Source organism: Bacillus sp. SM2101 (genome assembly GCF_018588585.1).
Lineage (GTDB): Bacteria > Bacillota > Bacilli > Bacillales > SM2101 > Nanhaiella > Nanhaiella sioensis.
Genome location: NZ_JAEUFG010000083.1, coordinates 1 through 2,037 on the forward strand (window position 1 = coordinate 1; position 2,037 = coordinate 2,037).

Genomic DNA, 2,037 nt, shown 5'->3' on the forward strand with positions numbered 1-2,037 from the left:
TGGTGGCTCGGGACGGAATCGAACCGCCGACACAAGGATTTTCAGTCCTTTGCTCTACCGACTGAGCTACCGAGCCAAACAATAATAAAATTAAACTTTTTAAATAGATATAACACTTTGCTTGTCGCATTTCTTTGCAAGACATTGCTCCTCACAGAACTACATTGAAGTATCTCAAGATGTTTACGTTCTGCTCTACCGAGCCATTTTTTAAATAATGGCGGTCCCGACGGGAATCGAACCCGCGATCTCCTGCGTGACAGGCAGGCATGTTAACCGCTACACCACGGGACCACATTTATTCATTGGTTGCGGGGACAGGATTTGAACCTGCGACCTTCGGGTTATGAGCCCGACGAGCTACCAGACTGCTCCACCCCGCGATAATAGTAAATTTATATTTTCTCAATAAACATTTCTCACGCAACCATCTTGACTTCTAAGTGCCGCTTCTTAATGTTTAACATCGGTACGCTGTTGTTATTAAGAAAATAAAAATGGCGGAGGAAGAGGGATTCGAACCCCCGCGGGCTTTGACACCCCTGTCGGTTTTCAAGACCGATCCCTTCAGCCGGACTTGGGTATTCCTCCAACATTGTATGGTGGACCTTGTAGGACTCGAACCTACGACCGGACGGTTATGAGCCGTCTGCTCTAACCAGCTGAGCTAAAGGTCCTTGTTTACTTGGTAGCGGCGGAGGGGATCGAACCCCCGACCTCACGGGTATGAACCGTACGCTCTAGCCAGCTGAGCTACACCGCCAAGTTAATTTATGATATTTTATTGGTGGAGCCTAGCGGGATCGAACCGCTGACCTCCTGCGTGCAAGGCAGGCGCTCTCCCAGCTGAGCTAAGGCCCCTTAAATATTATAAGTGGTCGGGAAGACAGGATTCGAACCTGCGACCCCATGGTCCCAAACCATGTGCTCTACCAAGCTGAGCTACTTCCCGTTATTCACTAGATGGCGCGCCCGAAAGGAGTCGAACCCATAACCTTCTGATCCGTAGTCAGACGCTCTATCCAATTGAGCTACGGGCGCACTTAGTGTAAATGGTGCCGAGGGCCGGACTTGAACCGGCACGGTAGTCACCTACCGCAGGATTTTAAGTCCTGTGTGTCTGCCAATTCCACCACCCCGGCAGCATTGGAGCGGAAGACGGGATTCGAACCCGCGACCCCCACCTTGGCAAGGTGGTGTTCTACCACTGAACTACTTCCGCTAATCTTATTAAAGTAATGCGGGTGAAGGGACTTGAACCCCCACGTCACAAGGACACTAGATCCTAAGTCTAGCGCGTCTGCCAATTCCGCCACACCCGCGTAAAATGGTGAGCCATAGAGGACTCGAACCTCTGACCCTCTGATTAAAAGTCAGATGCTCTACCAACTGAGCTAATGGCTCATAAACTAAAAAGTTTAAATATATATTATTTACTTATAACGATACACCCAAATCTCTACATGAATACTCATGAAGCTTATCGATTTGTGCGCTGTGGTTAAGGTACGACGATAATTCGATCGTGCTCTACCAACTGAGCTAATGGCTCATAAACAAATGGTGCCGGCGAGAGGACTTGAACCCCCAACCTACTGATTACAAGTCAGTTGCTCTACCAGTTGAGCTACACCGGCTTAATATTTAATGGTGGAGGATGACGGGATCGAACCGCCGACCCCTTGCTTGTAAGGCAAGTGCTCTCCCAGCTGAGCTAATCCTCCGATATAGAAACATCATAACATGTCCTATATTTAAGTCTGGCAATGTCCTACTCTCACAGGGGGAAACCCCCAACTACCATCGGCGCTGAAGAGCTTAACTTCCGTGTTCGGTATGGGAACGGGTGTGACCTCTTCGCCATCATCACCAGGCTTATTTTATTAGCGACAAATCTTATTATACTGATTTATCGAGATTTATCAAGAGAAAATTTAACTTTTTTAAAGTTTTTATTCCCTCAAAACTAGATAATAGACATTCATTGAACAAAGCTTGCTCTGCATTTCTAACTTGGTTAAGTCCTCGATCTATTAG

The 2,037-nt window shown here is 47.5% G+C and carries 15 tRNA genes and 1 rRNA gene; all 16 read right to left on the reverse strand.

Annotation, left to right across the window (positions count from 1 at the left end):
* Positions 1-76: transfer RNA gene (locus tag JM172_RS24190), tRNA-Phe, on the reverse strand.
* 142 nt (positions 77-218) lie between these two features.
* Positions 219-294: transfer RNA gene (locus tag JM172_RS24195), tRNA-Asp, on the reverse strand.
* A gap of 12 nt (positions 295-306) precedes the next feature.
* Positions 307-383, reverse strand: a tRNA-Met gene (locus JM172_RS24200).
* A gap of 115 nt (positions 384-498) precedes the next feature.
* Positions 499-591, reverse strand: a tRNA-Ser gene (locus JM172_RS24205).
* A gap of 9 nt (positions 592-600) precedes the next feature.
* Positions 601-677 (reverse strand) — tRNA-Ile (locus tag JM172_RS24210).
* Positions 678-686: 9 nt separating this feature from the next.
* Positions 687-763 (reverse strand) — tRNA-Met (locus JM172_RS24215).
* 22 nt (positions 764-785) lie between these two features.
* Positions 786-861: transfer RNA gene (locus JM172_RS24220), tRNA-Ala, on the reverse strand.
* 14 nt (positions 862-875) lie between these two features.
* A tRNA-Pro gene (locus JM172_RS24225) sits at positions 876-952 on the reverse strand.
* A 12-nt stretch (positions 953-964) separates the two neighbouring features.
* Positions 965-1,041 (reverse strand) — tRNA-Arg (locus JM172_RS24230).
* 12 nt (positions 1,042-1,053) lie between these two features.
* Positions 1,054-1,142: transfer RNA gene (locus tag JM172_RS24235), tRNA-Leu, on the reverse strand.
* Between the two features lie 5 nt (positions 1,143-1,147).
* Positions 1,148-1,222: transfer RNA gene (locus JM172_RS24240), tRNA-Gly, on the reverse strand.
* Positions 1,223-1,239: 17 nt separating this feature from the next.
* Positions 1,240-1,322, reverse strand: a tRNA-Leu gene (locus JM172_RS24245).
* A 6-nt stretch (positions 1,323-1,328) separates the two neighbouring features.
* Positions 1,329-1,404, reverse strand: a tRNA-Lys gene (locus JM172_RS24250).
* A gap of 157 nt (positions 1,405-1,561) precedes the next feature.
* Positions 1,562-1,637, reverse strand: a tRNA-Thr gene (locus JM172_RS24255).
* 11 nt (positions 1,638-1,648) lie between these two features.
* Positions 1,649-1,724 (reverse strand) — tRNA-Val (locus JM172_RS24260).
* A gap of 34 nt (positions 1,725-1,758) precedes the next feature.
* A 5S ribosomal RNA gene (gene rrf, locus JM172_RS24265) occupies positions 1,759-1,874 on the reverse strand.
* Positions 1,875-2,037 lie beyond the last annotated feature (163 nt).